The following is a 16,626-nucleotide window of genomic DNA, read 5'->3' on the forward strand; positions in this document are numbered from 1 at the left end:
CACCTTATCCTGAAAAGCTCTGAGGAATTATCCCCTGCCTCTTGCGATCCTTAAGTCGATAGCTATCGCCTTTTATATTGACAGTAGTGCAATGATGGAGAATCCTATCAAGAATAGCCGCTGCAATGACATGATCTTTGAAGATGTCTCCCATTCGCCATAGGACTTGTTTGAGGTGAAGATAATCGAAGCTCTTTCATATCGCCTGGAAACGAGCTGAAAGAAGCAGTGAGCGCCAAAGTCATCAAACGGCAGATAACCCATCTCATCAATAATGATAAGCTGAAACCTCGATAGTTCCCTAATCATCTCTTCAAGTCTCTTCTCTCGGTCAGCTTTTGCAAGACGCTCGATCAGAGCTGAAGCGTTGGCGAATTGAACTCTGAATCCCGCCCTGACAGCTTCAATTCCTAAGGCGATGGCAAGATGGGTCTTTCCCACACCAGGCGGACCTAGCAAGACCACGTTCTCTGCATTATGGATAACTTTAGAGATGCGATCTCATTGATGACACTCTTATCCAGAGACGGCTGAAATTCAAAATCGAAATCATCTAGCCTCTTCTCCATAGGAAAGCCCGCCTTTCGCGTTCTGAGGGCCAAAGACCGAGACTCCTTGCTTCTTAATTCCCGGTCCACCAGATAATCGAGGATCTCGATAGTTGATTTCTTCTCTTTAGCGGCGATCTCCAGATAGTTGTCGAGAACCGACTCAAAGGTCCCCAGTTTCAGGAGCTTAAGATTATGATGAAGTCTTTCGTATTCGAAATTTGTCATCTGCTATCTCCCCCACCAAGTCGATCATAAACAGAAAGCGGTCGATGCTCGACATCTGTGTCCACAAACTTAAGAATTGACGGATTATTATCTCGGAGCGTGCAGTTCTGCTTCAGGATCTCACTCAGAAGCCCTTTGAAGTGCTCTTTGATTCGCATCACTTTTCCATGGCCAGGTTGAATCTCGTGAGTGCAGATCTCATCAGATCCAACAATTATCTTAAAGGTCAAGTCAGAAATCTGCAATCGTGCGGTCATCCCAGCGTATCGATATGGAACAGAATAGAGGTTGCCCAGGTAAGAGACGAACGAGTCCCTGGAAATCTTTCGGCTCTCATCTCTGCGATTATGATAGGACGGAGCATTTCCGATCTTCTGGAGACCTTCCTGCTTAAAACGTTCAATCGGAATCTCATGGGTTGTGCCGTTAGGTATCGAGTTTACTCTGGACAGCCATTTCTGAAGCTGGGAGTTAAGATCAGTGAACGAAGTGAACCTGCCACCCATGAAGAAATCCTTCTTCACGAACCCCACAGTCCTCTCTATTTTCCCTTTGGTCTGAGGTCGATAGGGACGACACAACCGGGGAATGAAACCGTAGTGCTCGAAGAAGTCCTGGAAATGAGAATTCCAGGTGGAATCCGATGATTTTGGGGCTCGCTTCTTCACGATTTGCGTTATGTTATCATATAGAAGCTCTTGGGGATAACCTCCAAAATACCCAAACGCATTTATGTGGCACTGGATAAGGGTATAAACGTCTATTCGCAGAGTAAATTCGGCATATCTCATTCGCGAATAACCGAGAACCATGGTGAAACAGTAGAGTCTCCTTTTCTCCCCATCGATATCGATGTAACCACATTCTGCCCAGTCAACTTGAGCCTGAACTCCTGGTTTGGTCTCGTAGCGGTATATCGCCGGAACTCCAATCTCAGGCCGGACTTCACGCACGAAATCCTTTACAATTGTATACTTCCCTGTGAACCCCCTATCCTGGATCTCACGATAAATACGGCTAGCAGAAAGAGGGAACTCTTTGAGTCTATCAATTATGTATTCCCTGTGACCATCCAGTTTGCTCGGCTTTTTGGATCGCTTCTGGGGTAATGGGGGAACCTGTGAGTTCAGATACTTCCGCACCGTCACCCGGCTGTGTCCAGTCTGTCTGGCGATCTCGCTGATGCTCAATTCTTCGTTGAATAAATCTCGCAACGTGAGGAACTCCTCCATATCTATCATCCACATGACCCCTGGGTTTCAATCCAGGGAATTGGCAGGTGGACAATTTTATCCCGCCACTATTGGACACTTTTAGACCGCCATTGACATGGGTCTTCGAGATCTTTATGGGGGTAATTTAGGCGGTTGTTACATCAGGTGGGACGATAATCAAAGTCAGCGTCAATCTGACAGGTACGCAGATCACAATTCTAGCCTGATGGGCAGAGGAAGCGAAAATTATTATGGGATGAATTGAAAGTGCGGAAACCTCATGAGCCAGGACGAGGGCTCATGACCGAAGAATGAAAAAACCGATATGCAATTCGGTTTTTTCATAGGAATGTGGATTCAAAATTATTCCCATTATGACCACTTTCCCTCGCTTGGGTCATAATTACAGAGCATTTTTCCATCTAATTTTCCTGTTAAGCTCTCTTCTAAAGATCTGCAATCTGCACACGAATATCTAAATTCACAACTGCAGCATTTTTCTATTTTATCTAAATTTAATTCCCAGAAGTTATCTATTCTTTCCCATTCACTTTTTAGGACTGCATAAAGTTCTTTGTTGCTCACATTGCCAAAGCTATGACCCCGCATCATAGGACATGGAATGACATTTCCATTAAAACAAATTGCTAATGTATGGCCAAGACAAGGGTGATATTCAATATTGTTAAAAAATTGATACATGCTCCCGGGTTGAATCTTCTTTTTGGATGTTATTGGTAAGTCCTTTGGCAAAAGGTTACCGCGTTCGATAATAAAATCTACCATAATATTCTTACCTTGTATCCCTTCTATATTTTCGAAATTTTCAGGCCTTGTCACTAATAAACTGGCTGTATCTAGAGATTGTACATCATTAAAATCCTCCGTTTGGATAATCATGTTAGCTTTGCCAGCTAACTCGTTAATTTTATCTATAGATAGGCTTTGTCTATGTAAGGTTATATATATATTGGTAAATTTCCTGTTTGTATAATCTAAAATATCTATCGTTCTATCCCACTCTAAGGTCAAATCTCCGCCGGTTATAAAAATATCCATACAATTTAGGTCTTTCAACTCATCTATAACTTCTTTCCACCTTTCTATGCTTAGAGGTCTACCGTTTTCATTCCATTTATTACAGCCCATACATCCTAGACTTCTCTTTATTCCGTTATGGCCACAGAACCAGCAATTTCTATTGCATGAATTATTTATTTCAATAAAAGCTCTATGAAGTTCTGGCGGATCGGACTGTTTTTCTATAGTAGGAGAACCGACTCGTAATTTTTGTATATATGATCTGTTGGAGTAAAAATTTCCTAAACAAAGCTGTTTAAGCTCATTTAAGAATTTTCTTTCTCCCTGAATAGAGTTATTTTTTTCACACGATGTTACAATTTCGGTTTCCAATTCATTCAGAGCATATATTTTATGATCTATTAAATCAAAAATTGCTCCAAGCTTCTTACCTCGTATGAGATAGCATTCTGGATTGAGCCTGAAATACATTTTAATCACCGTAATACTTTTTTGTGTTTGCTTTTTTAGAATTAATCTCCTTCTCTATAAATTGAGGATCTATTTCTGCTACAGCAAATGCCTCAGCAAAAGCCTTCTTCATAATTACCTCCATTTCTCTGCAAACTTCAGAAGAACATAGAAATAATCCGTTCATAGCAAACTTCGGATAACACTGGCTACAATTTCGTCTTACCTTGCAACTAGGACATTTGTCCATACTGCTGATATAATTACTAAGTAATTCGCATATATTCTCAAAATTTAATCCCTCATTTACATTTCCAATTGGAAAAAAACTATTTATTTTTTCACATATGTGGAAATTACCATCTACATCTACGAAAATCTTCCTCCCAGGTATACACGCGCTGGAAAACGGCATAAGTGGGTGCGGGGAATAAATTGATATGCCATTAAAAATAATATTTTTTAAATATTGACCGATTAAATAATCGAAAAGAGTTAACTTATCTCTCTGTTTTTGATGATCAAGATTCATAGAGTAAGATTTTTTTGCATTTTTTAATTGCTCTAAAAATGCATGATGATCTTCTTCTGTAAATTGATCAAAGTATCCACTTCCGGGTTCATTGCTAACAAGAGACGCAAATGATACCGGCGGGGTATCTTTTCCACTAAAAAATTCTTCTCGTTTGAATAAATCGCTCTTCCAATCAATAACTGGAAGACAATAGATTTTAGTGTATCCTGTCTTTAAAATAGAAGTAACGTTTCCCATAACTTCTCTAAATGTTCCTTTTCCATTGGGATAAACTCGAAGTCGGTTATGTTCCTCTTCAGGTCCATCTAAACTAACTGCTATAGAGAAATCATGTTCCATTAACCAATTTGCCTTTTCTTTGTCTAATAGACTGCCATTTGTGGTCAAAGTATATCGTGTTTTGCAGTTACCATATTCATTTTCTATATGTTCTACACATATTTTAATAAGGTTAAAATTTAATAGAGGTTCTCCTCCATAAAATGCTAAAGCAGGTTGTCTCTTAGGATTATATCTCGCTCCTTCTTTTAATAAAGAAAAGTAGTAATCTATTGCCCTTTTCGCAGTATCTGATTTCATATATTTATTAGATTGACTGCGGGTATATTCGTAGAGATCAGAAAATGCGCAATATTTGCATCTAAAGTTGCAGTCCTCGGTAACGCTTAATGTAAGTTGCGTAAAACCAGTTCTTAACAAAAGTGATCTTACTTCAGATGTGCTAGGTTTATAAGAAGTACTAGATTTCTGTTTCATAGGCCTAATTTTCCCCCATTTTTTTAACCAATTGTAGCAAAAAATGAGGTCCTCTTTGCTAAACTTATCTGATAAGTGAAAGACTATATCATCTAAAGATAACGATTTCCGATTTAGGGCCTCAAAAACCGCTTTCATAGTTGGAGAAAACGGGATGAATATGCCTGTTTCATCATCCCAGGCGTATGCGTTTCCAATCGGAGATTGAAATTCTAACATTTTTTTCTCACCAATTTCATATTTATCTTTAATTTCTATAATGAATTCTCTGGGTAGTGCAAAATAATAGAGATAGCAACATACGTACAGATCTTTATATGCTGTTATCTCTATGTATGATGCACTAATATCTACTTACTGAGTCAGGTGTGCCTGCCAATCCTGCCAGGCAGTGGCATTAGGGTAGGTAGAACCCTTGCAGCGAATATAGCATCTGCAATCGCACGCAGCAGGAGTCTCTATGCTAATCCCATATCCTTCTCCTTTAAATACCTCCATGTTCGTTTACACACTCCTTTTATTTTAGTCGAGGCTTTTACCCCGCCAAACACTAAGTAGACTTGCAAAGATATATATTTGCCGATTTTGATCACAAATTAGGAACATGTTGTTCAATTTTAGTGAATAATTTGTCCACATTCAGTGAATGATTTCCGAAAAACCGCTATCGAGAAGGCTTTAATCATAATTCGTCACCTATAGTTCACTGCCTGTATCTCGAAGAGCTGCGCATACTCTCCCTTCAAAGCCATCAGCTCCTCGTGAGTGCCCTTCTCTGCGATATGCCCATCATTCAGAAGATATATGCAGTCTGCCATCCTGACAGTGGACAGCCTGTGGCCTATGACGATGGCGGTCTTCCCTTTTGCCAGCTCCCTGAACTTGGCGAACACCTCCGCTTCGGCTTTAGGATCGAGAGAGCTGGTGGGCTCATCCATAATTATGATCTGGGAATCCCGGATGAACGCCCTCGCGAGGGCCACCTTCTGCCACTCTCCTATGCTCAGATCAGTGCCTTTATCGAACCATTTGCCAAGGGTAGTCTCATAACCAGTCTCAAGCCGCTTTAAAATCCTATCCACGCCAGAATCCCTCGCAGCCTTCGCGACTTTGCCCATATCCAAAGGCCCAGCGGCACTGCCCAGCCATATGTTCTCGGCCAGGCTGAGATTATACTGGGCATAATCCTGGAAGACCACGCTGATCTCTCGTCTGAGATCTGAGACCCTCATGTCCTTCAGATCCACCCCATCTATGGCGATCCTTCCCTTCTGAGGGTCATAAAGCCTGCAGAGAAGCTTGATCAGAGTGGTCTTTCCTGAGCCGTTACCTCCCACCAGGGCGATTACCTGGCCGGGCTTGATCTTCACGCTAATGTCATTAAGTGTAACAGAACTGGAACCGGGATAGCTGAATGATATGCCCTCGAAGGTGATGCCCTTCTCAATGGGCCGGGGGACCTTAACGGGTTTCAGAGGATCTTTGATGTTGGGCTCCAAATCGAGGAAATCGTAGAGATTTGTTATGAAAAGTCTGTCTTCATATAGGCCCGTCAGGCTCGATAGCAAACTTCCTATGACAGCCTTGCCCTGGACCAGGGCTCCGAAGTACATTGTGATGTCGCCTATGGTTATGTTGCCTTTCATTCCTTCCATCGCTAAAAAGGCAAGGGATCCGAAGACAGCCATTGACTCTATTGCCTGGGCAGCCAGGTTCGCTTTGGACTTGCTTACTGAAAGATCTAGCTTTTCTTTCCTCAGCTGCTCCCTTAGAGCCGTGTACCTGTCCCTGAAGATAGAGCCCAGATCAAAAAGCCGAATCTCCTTGGCAAAGCTCTTGTCCGTTAAAAGCCAATGGAGATACCACGACTTACGATCCTTCTCGGTACGAGAAACCTGCCACCTATAGAGCTTCCCTGAGTATATCATCTGAACCAGGATTCCAGGAATAGATGCCATCAACAGGGCTACCACGATAGCCCAGCTGGCGAGGAATAGCAAAGCCACTGTTGAGGCCATGGAGATAGCATTTTGCGCGAGCTGGGTCAGGCTCCTGACTATATGGATAGGCCGATAAGCTGCTTCCTGCTGAGCCCTGTGAAGAGTATCATAGTATTTTGGGCTCTCATAATATTCCAGGTCTATGGCCACCGATTTGGCATGGAGGATATCCTGGGTGTGGTCGGAGACTAAGGTCGATTGAAATTCGCTGGCGATATTTGCTGCAGACTGAATTAAGATAGAGAGCAGCTCTACCAGTATGGCTAGGGCCACGAACATCAGTAGTTGTCCTGTGACCGCCTCGCTATCGGCTGAGCTATAGCCAGTGGCCACGCAGTCTACTATTAACTTCATGACATAAAGGGACGCCAGAGGCAGGACACCTTGGGGAATGACCAGGGCTATACTGGCCACAGCCCAGCCTGGAGCACTCTTCCAGACTAAAAGCGCAGCTCGCCATAGATCTTTCAGGTCTTCCCGCCGGACATGAGGAAGCCTTTTTGAAATATGCAGCGCTTCCAGTATAATCGCCCTCATGCAGCCTATGGTGCCTACTCTGAGCTAGATTGATCTTTGGAGCTTTCATGAATCGAATTGGGCTTAAGGGCAAAGCGAACGCTGCTCTTGGAGATATCATTTGAAATTATGAGCATCTTCGATTCATTGGAGAACAGCATAGCTCCTTTGGGGGTAAGCTTATAGTAGCGCCACTTATTGTTCGTGGGCTCTTTGATTACCAGACCGGATTCAATAAGTATAGTCAGGTTTTTGTAGGTGCTTGACTTGGGAATACTAAGCATTTTGGATAAATTCGTTAGATTCATGTTCCTTAATTTAAGCAATTGTAGGATGAAGAGCCTGTTCGAAGAGGACAAAGCCCTCAAGGTTTTCGTATCGAGATCGACATTATTGGTGTTCATGGTCGGAATTTAGGCGTTCACCTTTTAATAACCATCAAAAATGTTCCAATTTTGTGAAAGTTCACTGTATCCACAAATGAAGCCATAAAAATCAATATGTTTGCCATATTTTAGCATTTACGTATGATTCTGTCATATATTGCCAAAGGTATACATCGATAGATGTGCATATGCAGTTTACATTCATGAGAAATATCATTAAGCCCACCCCAATCTCTGAGTTTCCAGTCGCAGTTGGGCGCATTAATCAGGATTTTCGAGATTTACTTCAGAAATCATTGACAACATATTTTCAATTTGCGCATTCATGCGCTAATTATTTCTTTTTTTCATCTGAATCATTCCATTAATTATATCTGGAATCTCAAGCTGTTTTTACGTAGAAAAATGTAAAATCTTAATTCTTATAAAGGGTCTGGATTCAGCATTGAGCTAAATTTGGCTTGGATTCAAGTTCGGATCAGGGAGTTAAGGTTTATCTGGACTTCACTTTCGAGAGACTTTACAGGAACTCTATTTTTCCTCAACGTTTTCTCCGATCACCGCTCTTCGCTTCAGGACCTTCTCGCCTTTTTTCCCCCCTGGGAGATAGACGATCTCGAAAATGCGTTTATCCAGCTTTCTCACCAGCTGCGAGAACTGAGACGGAGACAGGTTTAGATCGATTTGAAGCTGCTCGAAGGTCTGAGATCCACCGTAATCCTTTAGGAGTTCCTTGAGCTTCTCTATCCTTCGCCTCGTCTTCTTTCCGATGTGTTTCATCTCTTTTTTCGCTGTGGCGTCAATCCCTCGCCCCTGATGTTGAACAACATCATCCTGTTCCAATGCACTGGCAAGAAGCACAGGTGATGCATCCTTTTGCCTGGCCAGAGTTTCCTTAAGGCTGGGCCAATTTTTATCCTCAGGGATAGGACCATGATAGAGTTCATGGAGCGCTTCTAGGGCCTCAATTCTTGCTATTAGCCTCTGGTTCTCCGCTCTAAGATCCTGGACCTCTTGAAGAAGCTGCCGGAGGATTATACCAAAGTCCATCGCAAAGGCAAAAGTTTGGGATTGAATATCCTGCCGCAATGCAAAAGACAAAGAAATAAGCCCACAACCTTCATTCAAGGCCTCCTAAAGAGCAAATGCGTTTGCCATTGAAGTCCAGGGATATAGAGTTAGTCACAATCGATACCATACTAACTAAGCCAAATAGCATCATTAGATTGTGTATCATACCTTCCACATCCTAGGTTGAATTAAAACTCCTTGAAATTTTATAAAGCATTAACAACACTTAAGGTTTTCGATATAATCATAATAATCATATCTATTTTCATAACAATTTCGCCTATATTAATCTATTATGTTATTAAATAAAAATAGTAATAGAAAACTTAGATTAAAAGTAAAACTTATTTTTTTGCAGATCCAATGAAATGACCTTTTAGCGAAGTTATGACGGATCTGAGTGAAATGCCAACTCAGGGAGGGAATCACATGAAAAGAGAATTCAAGATATCAGTAGTATCCGAGCTTGAGTCCGGCAAACCTCAGATCGCCACCGAGCACGGCATCCATTCAAGTATTCCCTACCAGTGGCAATATGAGCTGGCCGAGAATCCCGAGAGAGCGAACAGCTTCAATGGCGACCGGTGCAAGTACGAGGCCAGGATCGCCCAAGCTTTGGAGGCTGGCAGTGCAGGCTCATGTCGAGAATGAGCTTGGCAGACCAAAGGGGCAGTCCCAACCTGCGATAGGGGCATCGAGATCGTTCTGATCAGGCCTCGTGCTGGCTGGATAGAGGCGGCGCTCTCAACGAACTTGATCGCAGGGAAGGGGCCAATGCTTCCTTCGCCAAAGCTTTAGGCAGAGCTAAACTGAAGGTCTCTTAAATTCCTTATTTAGGTAAATGGTGATACAAAATACATCAATGTACTTTGCCCAGCTTCGAAAAAAAGGCAGTCATTATAGTCTTCCTAGCCACAAAGCTAATTTCTTTAGCAGATTCCTTAAACATTCAATAAAGGGCTATAACTTCGTGGTAAGTTCTGAAGATGGGTGAGTTTTTCACTGATTGGCATTGAGCTTCTTTGAATGGATGATGTTGTCCAGAATATCCTCGATGCTCAATCCATTCAGTATGCTTCTGATTATTTGGATTCCTGAATTGCCGAAAATTAGCTTAAAAACCAGGCTCCTATCGCTCCTTCTTCAGGTCCTTGAGGGGCGTGGAGGGAGGTGCGGCAGGAGAACTCCGAGGGGGCCTTGGCGGTCGGCAAAATTTCTTGCAAATCGTAAATTCTTTTTACAGAAGAAGGATAAATAGACGTTAATTTCTCAATCGGGCAGTTAATTGAAGTCTGATCTTATCCAGTTTTTACATCGCGATATTTGTGATTTTGTATGGAAATGTAAAAACTTCAAGAGAATGTCAGTTTTTCTAATGCTGCCATTAGTTTCATCTAGATTCGATTGTTCTTAATTCGAAAATTTTTATAGCATAATTTCTAGCAAGGTTTATATCTATTGAACATAATACCACGCTATAGGGTAAGATGTTGTAGAGGCTTTCGAGATAATTGATTTGATTGCCTTATACAGATCTATTAAATAAGGGGGTGTGTTTAATTGAACAAGAGATATATATTAGCTAAAATTAGGCAAGTAGGTGATAGCTTGCCAAGAATATTAGAAAATAAGGTTTCCCTTGCCGTAATAGCGCTGGCTATCATATGTACATCTACTCTGGCACAGGAGAACACAACAGATTTTGGAATGATGAAAAGTGATGCTACATTCAATGTAGCCTTTGGAGAATCTTATCAAGCCGAAGATGATGCATTACAGAACGATCCAGGAGATTATAGCCTCTGGATAAATAGAGCATTGAACCTAACATACCTTGGTAGGCTTAATGAGTCCATGGAGTCTCACCAAAAGGCGCTTGACCTAATCGATGATATATTGAAGAAAGACCCAAAAAATATTGATGCTTGGAAAATGCAGGGCACTGCTTTGGCTTATCTTGGCCAATATGATGATGCTATAAAATCATACGAGAAAGCTATCGAAATCTCCAACCAGACCTTGGAGAGAAATCCTAGAGATGCAGATGCCTGGTGGCACAAGGCCGAGAGTCTCGAAATATTAGGCAAAAGCATGGCTGCTATAAATGCCTACAATAAGGTCATTGAGCTAAACTCTTCTAAGGCCATTGGTGCCTGGATAAGAAAAGCCGACCTTTCGGAGTATAACGATTCAGTCGAGGCTTTTGATAAAGCAACGGAATTGATGCCCAAGGGAGCCTCGAGGAAACTGGAATCCGTTTGGACCGGGAACAATGCCTCCATTTTAGTGAATTTGTGGTGCGATAAAGAACAGATCCTAAGCGTTTCAATACATGATGTGGAAGGCTTGGGAAGCTATAACAAATCCTCTAAATCTTACGATCGTACCTTGACAATAAATTCAAAGTCTATTTCTAACTGGCTTGTAGATCCAGGTCTTAAATATGCCTTACAGCAGCACCAAAAAGACGAAGCTACGCAAAATATAAAATTGCCCCCCAAATAGGAGGGCAATTTACATCTAGCACCACCAATACTCAGTACTATTAGGATAACAGTCCTTACTATATCCCGGTGGGGGGCAACTAGTTGCGTTCTTTATCTTTGTGAAATCGTATATTGTCCCATCAGGTTCTCGACATGCTGCACAACAATTTCCCATTTTTCTCACCTCCGTTAATTTTATTCACCTGTCGTAGTATGGCGCCATCTTGGTGACAATGAAGGGGAACTCTTCGGTTAAGTCCACCCTAACGAAATATTTCTCTACTGCACCAGTCTCTTTGTTAGTGAATGATTGGATTACAGATACGATCTTGCGGTTATCGCTCAACCTTGAGAAGATAGCGTTCACTGATGTCAGCAAAAAGTTGCGCTCTAGCTCTTCTGCTGCTTTGACGTAGATCGCTGGATAGCGTACAGATAGATAATTCAGTGCCCGATGTTTATCTGTAGATCCTATGTTGTCTGCCAATTGCATCATTCTTAGGAATGTCTCTCTTGCGATTGCTTTGAATTTCTCATCGGTGACCGATTCGGAACGAATAGACTTGATAAAGTCGTTATATTCAAGGGAATAGAGATGATCAACAAGCACCATGGGCACTTCTAGCCCGCACATCTCTGGAGGAGCTACTGGGCCTTTACGACCTACTACCACCTGTCTATCCAGGGGGCATGCAGGTGGTCGGATGGCTTCCAATAATATGTTAAGATCTTCAGGGCCTGTGGGTAACAGAATGTAAATCGGTACGCCCTCCATAGTGAGAATCCAGGAAAGCTTTCGTGCTAGATACCTGTTTTCGGGCTGCGACAGAACAGAGTGGAATGCCTGCTGGTGATCGAGATTGGCAGACTTCGACCTTTCGATGATCTGAACATACTCTTTTTCTATCGATCTATTAGGGAAACGAGCTTCAATCTGTCCCAGAACATAGACAAATGGGAGAGATTTCAAACCGCAAGTTCCCTTATTTTCGCTCTTTTCATTTCCACTGGTCTTTGAGCCCTCTGGAGAGGATTTCGCCGAACAGGCTGAGCATTTCTTTTGTGGCTGTGCTGATGACGATTCTTGGACTGATTGATCCATATATTTCATCTCCGTATTGTGATTCTTGCAGCCAAGAGGAGACTGCTATTCACGATTTTTGCTCCATTCGGTTTAGTCGGGGTTTTACCCCGCCAAACACTAAGTAGACTTGATAGATTAAATATTTGCCGATTTTGTTCACAAATAATAAACTATTTTGCTCATATTTGATGAATAATTTGTTCACATTTAGTGAACGATCTCCGAAAAACCGCTATCCGAAAGCTTTAATCGTAGGTTATCATCTGTAGTTCATTGCCTGTATCCCGAAGAGCTGCGCATACTCTTCCTTCAAAGCCATCAGCTCCTCATGAGTCCCCTTCTCAGAGATGTGCCCATCATTCAGAAGACATATGCAGTCTGCCATCCTGACAGTGGACAGTCTGTGGCCTATGACGATGGCGGTCTTCCCTTTTGCCAACTCCCTGAACTTCGCGAAGACTTCCGCCTCAGCCTTGGGGTCTAGGGAGCTGGTGGGCTCGTCCATAATTATGATCTGGGAATCCCAGATGAACGCCCTGGCCAAAGCCACCTTCTGCCACTCGCCTATGCTCAGATCCGTGCCGTTATCGAACCATTTACCGAGAGTAGTCTCGTAACCAGCCTCAAGCCGCCTTAAAACCCTGTCCGCTCCTGAATCCTTCGCAGCCTTCGCGACTTTTCCCATATCCAAAGGCCGAGCAGCACTGCCCAGCCATATGTTCTCGGCCAGAGTCAGATTGTACTGGAACATAATCCTGGAAGAGCACGCTGATCTCTCGTCTGAGATCTGAGATCCTCATGCTCTGCAAAAAGAACGGTCAGATTTACATGGGGACTGGATATTGATCCTCTGCGACAAGACGACCAGATCATATCCATTGATGCAACTACGTTATCCTCGCGTGTGCATTCTTCAGGTCCTTGAGGGGTGTGGAGGGAGGTGCGGCAGGGAAGCTTGAAGATAGCTTGGTCGTCGATCAAATTTCATGCAAATCGTAAATTCTGTCTGAAGAAGATGGGTGAATAGACTTTGATCTCTCAATTGGACCTTTAATTGAAGCCTGATCTAGTATAGATTTTACATTGCGATGCTCGAAATTGTATATAAAAAATGTTAAAACTTCAGGAGCGTATTGATTTCTAATGCTGCTATCAGTCCTCATCCAGCTTATATATTTTGCCCATCATGATAAGCAAATATCGAAATAGAGACAAATCCGTTTTTACGATTCTAGGAGATGATTAAGTTTATATTTGATGAGATTGTTGTAATAGTCGAGGCAGAATTAGTGGGAGTTAGTTGCCTTGAGTAATCTACTCGACAGTAATCCTTCAGGGGTTACTGAATAGGGGGTATTTATTTGAACAGAAAATATAGATTAATAGACACTAGGCAGCATAATCTATTAAGGATCGTAGAGTCTGGCGCAAAGATAACTCTTGCAGGAGTGGATAAGGCATTTTATAATATGCATATGCTTTTCTGTATCTTAATTATAGCTTGTTCTATGTCCGTTTCAGTACAAGCAACGGAAGTACCTTCAGACAACATACCTTTATCCTTGGCAATACGTCTCCTAACTCCAATCTCTGATGTTCCTAATGTAGAGAATACGCAAGTCTTTGTTGGAGAGCTTCCTGATAAAATGCCAGTAGAACTTCCCATACCTAAAAATGCAAAAATACTTGGTAGTATGGTGACTGAGGAAGCGTGTATAGATATCTTATTCGACGTTAATCAAACTTCTGAACAAGTATTTGATTTCTATAGGGAAAGTCTGGCTAACAATAATTGGAGCGAAGTTGGCCAATCTAGGGGAATCGTCTGGGGCAGTGACCGCATTACCTTCTGTCGAGGTCTCCTGAGCCCATCGTTAACCGTTAGTGCATACACTGTCAGGGAAGGTCCCACTGAGGTACGTCTGAATGTGAACACCGATCAGGAAAAATCACTCTGTATTAGGGATGACGACGATTATAGGAAACCTTTGCCCAAATTGGTAGCACCCTTTGGTGTTAGACAGTACGGTACAAGTGGCAATTATATGGGCACAAGTACCATCGAATCAACCACATTAAATACAGATATGAATAGCTCAGCATTAGAGATCTACTTTTCTGACCAACTTAAAGAAGCAAATTGGACCCGACTTAGTGGTGGACAAAATGGCCCTCTGGCCTGGAGCACGTGGATTTTCATGGATGAAGATGGGTTGGATTGGAGTGGGCAACTATTTGCTTTGGAGATACCTAAATTAGAGAACCAACGATGGGTGCTAGTACAGGCAAGTTTAGCAGAATCGCATAAGCGGTAAATTCCTTCGAAGGGATTTTTCTTTTTTAGTATGCCATTAAAGATAAAAAATTTTTAAAGATATGAAATATCCTTTCGATCAAAGGATATTTCAGATCTCTAATCGAATTGGCTTCGGTAACCCGCTCTTAAGACCAATGACACTCAGTGAGCGGCCCATCGCAATCCATTCTAGGATCTGGGCACTCAGTTACACTGCTGCCACACAACATCAAATAGTTGTAGTAGGATCCATCCGGATCCCAACATTTGCACGTACAACATGGCATGTTTCTCACCTCCGTTTATTTATTCACCTGTCGTAGTATGGCGCCATCTTGGTGACAATGAAGGGGAACTCTTCGGTTAAGTCCACCCTAACGAAATATTTCTCTACTGCACCAGTCTCTTTGTTAGTGAATGATTGGATTACAGATACGATCTTGCGGTTATCGCTCAACCTTGAGAAGATAGCGTTCACTGATGTCAGCAAAAAGTTGCGCTCTAGCTCTTCTGCTGCTTTGACGTAGATCGCTGGATAGCGTACAGATAGATAATTCAGTGCCCGATGTTTATCTGTAGATCCTATGTTGTCTGCCAATTGCATCATTCTTAGGAATGTCTCTCTTGCGATTGCTTTGAATTTCTCATCGGTGACCGATTCGGAACGAATAGACTTGATAAAGTCATTATATTCAAGGGAATAGAGATGATCAACAAGCACCATGGGCACTTCTAGCCCGCACATCTCTGGAGGAGCTACTGGGCCTTTACGACCTACTACCACCTGTCTATCCAGGGGGCATGCAGATGGTCGGATGGCTTCCAATAAGATATCGAGATCCTCAGGGCCGGTTGGTAACAAAATATAAATTGGCACTCCTTCCTTGGTGAGAACCCAGGATAGCTTGCGAGCTAGATACCTGTTTTCGGGCTGTGACAGAACAGAGTGGAAGGCCTGCTGATGCTCAAAATTAGTGGACTTCGATCTTTCAATGATCTGAACGAACTCTTTTTCTATCGATCGATTGGGGAAACGAGCTTCAACCTGGCCCAGAACATAGACAAATGGGAGAGATTTCAAACCGCAAGTTCCCTTATTTTCGCTCTTTTCATTTCCACTGGTCTTTGAGCCCTCTGGAGAGGATTTCGCCGAACAGGCTGAGCATTTCTTTTGTGGCTGTGCTGATGACGATTCTTGGACTGATTGATCCATATATTTCATCTCCGTATTGTGATTCTTGCAGCCAAGAGGAGACTGCTATTCACGATTTTTGCTCCATTCGGTTTAGTCGGGGTTTTACCCCGCCAAACACTAAGTAGACTTGATAGATTAAATATTTGCCGATTTTGTTCACAAATAATAAACTATTTTGCTCATATTTGATGAATAATTTGTTCACATTTAGTGAACGATCTCCGAAAAACCGCTATCCGAAAGCTTTAATCGTAGGTTATCATCTGTAGTTCATTGCCTGTATCCCGAAGAGCTGCGCATACTCTCCCTTCAAAGCCATCAGCTCCTCATGAGTGCCCTTCTCTGCGATATGTCCATCATTCAGAAGATATATGCAATCCGCCATCCTGACGGTGGACAACCTGTGGCCTATGACGATGGCCGTTTTTCCTTTTGCAAGCTCCCTGAACTTGGCGAACACCTCCGCCTCGGCTTTGGGATCGAGGGAGCTGGTGGGCTCGTCCATAATTATAATCTGGGAATCCCGGATGAACGCCCTGGCCAAAGCCACCTTCTGCCACTCTCCTATGCTCAGATCCGTGCCGTTATCGAACCATTTTCCTAAGGTAGTCTCGTAACCAGCCTCAAGCCGCTTTAGAATCCTATCCACGCCAGAATCCCTCGCGGCCTTGGCTACCTTGCCCATGTCCAGAGGCCGATCGGCACTGCCCAGCCATATGTTCTCGGCCAGGCTGAGATTATACTGAGCATAATACTGGAAGAGCACGCTTTTCTCGCATCTGAGATCTGAAAACCTCATGCTCTGCAAAATGAACTGTCA

Annotated in this window: 13 protein-coding genes and 1 pseudogene; 3 read left to right on the plus strand and 11 right to left on the minus strand. The window is 42.7% G+C overall.

The window, feature by feature from the left end; genetic code table 11:
• Positions 1–4: 4 nt before the first annotated feature.
• From istB to MCON_RS14785, 7 genes and pseudogenes are all read right to left on the minus strand, one after another.
• A pseudogene (istB, locus tag MCON_RS14755) lies at positions 5–776 on the minus strand (IS21-like element helper ATPase IstB).
• Complete coding sequence (gene istA / locus MCON_RS14760) at positions 773–2,017, minus strand: IS21 family transposase (protein WP_048133423.1); 1,245 nt, start codon at positions 2,015–2,017, stop codon at positions 773–775. Before istA ends, istB begins: the two are co-directional and overlap by 4 nt.
• 345 nt (positions 2,018–2,362) lie before the next feature.
• Entirely contained in the window at positions 2,363–3,502 is a 1,140-nt protein-coding gene (locus MCON_RS14765) for a radical SAM protein (protein ID WP_013720741.1), read from the minus strand.
• Position 3,503: 1 nt separating this feature from the next.
• A complete protein-coding gene (locus MCON_RS14770; protein WP_013720742.1) occupies positions 3,504–4,991 on the minus strand; it encodes a radical SAM protein in 1,488 nt (495 codons plus the stop codon).
• A 473-nt stretch (positions 4,992–5,464) separates the two neighbouring features.
• On the minus strand, positions 5,465–7,309 hold the full coding sequence (locus MCON_RS16790; protein WP_013720743.1) for an ABC transporter ATP-binding protein: 1,845 nt from the start codon (positions 7,307–7,309) through the stop codon (positions 5,465–5,467).
• A 14-nt stretch (positions 7,310–7,323) separates the two neighbouring features.
• Positions 7,324–7,692: a winged helix-turn-helix domain-containing protein gene (locus tag MCON_RS14780; RefSeq protein WP_013720744.1), complete on the minus strand. Its 369-nt coding sequence runs from the start codon at positions 7,690–7,692 to the stop codon at positions 7,324–7,326.
• 513 nt (positions 7,693–8,205) lie between these two features.
• Positions 8,206–8,724, minus strand: coding sequence for a hypothetical protein (locus MCON_RS14785; RefSeq protein WP_048132670.1), 519 nt, complete (start codon positions 8,722–8,724; stop codon positions 8,206–8,208).
• A gap of 450 nt (positions 8,725–9,174) precedes the next feature.
• On the opposite strand from MCON_RS14785, the gene MCON_RS14790 reads away from it, so the two are divergent.
• Positions 9,175–9,396: a hypothetical protein gene (locus tag MCON_RS14790; RefSeq protein ID WP_013720746.1), complete on the plus strand. Its 222-nt coding sequence runs from the start codon at positions 9,175–9,177 to the stop codon at positions 9,394–9,396.
• A gap of 909 nt (positions 9,397–10,305) precedes the next feature.
• The gene (locus MCON_RS14800; RefSeq protein ID WP_013720748.1) at positions 10,306–11,250 is read left to right on the plus strand and encodes a tetratricopeptide repeat protein; all 945 of its coding nucleotides are present in this window, start codon (positions 10,306–10,308) and stop codon (positions 11,248–11,250) included.
• A gap of 180 nt (positions 11,251–11,430) precedes the next feature.
• Here MCON_RS14800 and MCON_RS14805 read toward each other — a convergent pair whose 3' ends face one another.
• Together MCON_RS14805 and MCON_RS14810 are read right to left on the minus strand one after the other, a co-directional pair.
• Positions 11,431–12,333: a cyanobactin maturation protease PatG family protein gene (locus MCON_RS14805; protein WP_013720749.1), complete on the minus strand. Its 903-nt coding sequence runs from the start codon at positions 12,331–12,333 to the stop codon at positions 11,431–11,433.
• 241 nt (positions 12,334–12,574) lie between these two features.
• Positions 12,575–13,066, minus strand: a complete 492-nt coding sequence (locus MCON_RS14810; protein ID WP_013720750.1) for an ATP-binding cassette domain-containing protein — start codon at positions 13,064–13,066, stop codon at positions 12,575–12,577.
• Between the two features lie 757 nt (positions 13,067–13,823).
• Between MCON_RS14810 and MCON_RS14815 the strand changes: the two genes are divergently transcribed.
• The gene (locus MCON_RS14815) at positions 13,824–14,630 is read left to right on the plus strand and encodes a hypothetical protein (RefSeq protein ID WP_162145033.1); all 807 of its coding nucleotides are present in this window, start codon (positions 13,824–13,826) and stop codon (positions 14,628–14,630) included.
• Positions 14,631–14,921: 291 nt separating this feature from the next.
• Here MCON_RS14815 and MCON_RS14820 read toward each other — a convergent pair whose 3' ends face one another.
• Positions 14,922–15,824, minus strand: coding sequence for a cyanobactin maturation protease PatG family protein (locus MCON_RS14820; RefSeq protein WP_013720752.1), 903 nt, complete (start codon positions 15,822–15,824; stop codon positions 14,922–14,924).
• 241 nt (positions 15,825–16,065) lie between these two features.
• A complete protein-coding gene (locus MCON_RS14825) occupies positions 16,066–16,605 on the minus strand; it encodes an ATP-binding cassette domain-containing protein (RefSeq protein ID WP_013720753.1) in 540 nt (179 codons plus the stop codon).
• Positions 16,606–16,626 lie beyond the last annotated feature (21 nt).

The organism is Methanothrix soehngenii GP6, assembly GCF_000204415.1.
GTDB lineage: Archaea > Halobacteriota > Methanosarcinia > Methanotrichales > Methanotrichaceae > Methanothrix > Methanothrix soehngenii.

Bases quoted from the DNA above. Each gene is read 5' to 3' on its own strand.
- MCON_RS14810 (WP_013720750.1), bottom strand. From the start codon at position 13,066: ATGTTCCAGTACAATCTGACTCTGGCCGAGAACATATGGCTGGGCAGT.
- MCON_RS14770 (WP_013720742.1), bottom strand. From the start codon at position 4,991: ATGTTAGAATTTCAATCTCCGATTGGAAACGCATACGCCTGGGATGAT.
- MCON_RS16790 (WP_013720743.1), bottom strand. From the start codon at position 7,309: ATGAGGGCGATTATACTGGAAGCGCTGCATATTTCAAAAAGGCTTCCT.
- MCON_RS14805 (WP_013720749.1), bottom strand. From the start codon at position 12,333: ATGGATCAATCAGTCCAAGAATCGTCATCAGCACAGCCACAAAAGAAA.
- MCON_RS14780 (WP_013720744.1), bottom strand. From the start codon at position 7,692: ATGAACACCAATAATGTCGATCTCGATACGAAAACCTTGAGGGCTTTG.
- MCON_RS14765 (WP_013720741.1), bottom strand. From the start codon at position 3,502: ATGTATTTCAGGCTCAATCCAGAATGCTATCTCATACGAGGTAAGAAG.
- istA (WP_048133423.1), bottom strand. From the start codon at position 2,017: ATGATAGATATGGAGGAGTTCCTCACGTTGCGAGATTTATTCAACGAA.
- MCON_RS14815 (WP_162145033.1), top strand. From the start codon at position 13,824: ATGTCCGTTTCAGTACAAGCAACGGAAGTACCTTCAGACAACATACCT.
- MCON_RS14790 (WP_013720746.1), top strand. From the start codon at position 9,175: ATGAAAAGAGAATTCAAGATATCAGTAGTATCCGAGCTTGAGTCCGGC.
- MCON_RS14825 (WP_013720753.1), bottom strand. From the start codon at position 16,605: ATGAGGTTTTCAGATCTCAGATGCGAGAAAAGCGTGCTCTTCCAGTAT.
- MCON_RS14785 (WP_048132670.1), bottom strand. From the start codon at position 8,724: ATGGACTTTGGTATAATCCTCCGGCAGCTTCTTCAAGAGGTCCAGGAT.
- MCON_RS14820 (WP_013720752.1), bottom strand. From the start codon at position 15,824: ATGGATCAATCAGTCCAAGAATCGTCATCAGCACAGCCACAAAAGAAA.